This window comes from Mesorhizobium sp. M5C.F.Ca.ET.164.01.1.1, assembly GCF_004792125.1.
Classification (GTDB): domain Bacteria; phylum Pseudomonadota; class Alphaproteobacteria; order Rhizobiales; family Rhizobiaceae; genus Mesorhizobium; species Mesorhizobium wenxiniae.
The window spans coordinates 1-345 of sequence record NZ_SRTG01000287.1; the positions used below are offsets into that span (position 1 = coordinate 1).

A 345-nucleotide genomic window follows, 5' to 3' on the forward strand; every position below is an offset into this window, starting at 1 on the left:
TTGAGATTGGGACCGTTGAGGACGAAAATCGTTTTCAATATGCCGACCTTGTTCTACGCCGACCCCAAGCCGGCGCACTGGGCCTCTATAATGGGCATAGCCGCCCGCGAAAAGAGCGCAAGTGCGTTCTTTCGCTGTCCACAGCGGCCGGCTTTTGCGCCTTAAAGCGCGTCGCCCGGAAACGGATTCGGGCGACGCGCTTTAAATCTTTGTTTTGACCCCGGTGTCACCATCAAGCCGGACCCGATCCCGACAGTGCGCGCGTTGCGCTCCGGCTCGATGTTCTCGCCCGAGTTCGGCGGCATGACCGCCAATATCGAGTTCGAGGCGCTGACCGGCTTTTCC

Annotated in this window: 1 protein-coding gene; it reads left to right on the plus strand. The window is 59.7% G+C overall.

Features of this window, described 5'->3' with window-relative positions; all coding sequences use genetic code 11:
- A partial coding sequence (locus EN807_RS36190) for a hypothetical protein (protein ID WP_210240022.1) occupies nucleotides 1-218 on the plus strand: 218 nt, incomplete at its 5' end.
- Between the last annotated feature and the right edge of the window lie 127 nt (nucleotides 219-345).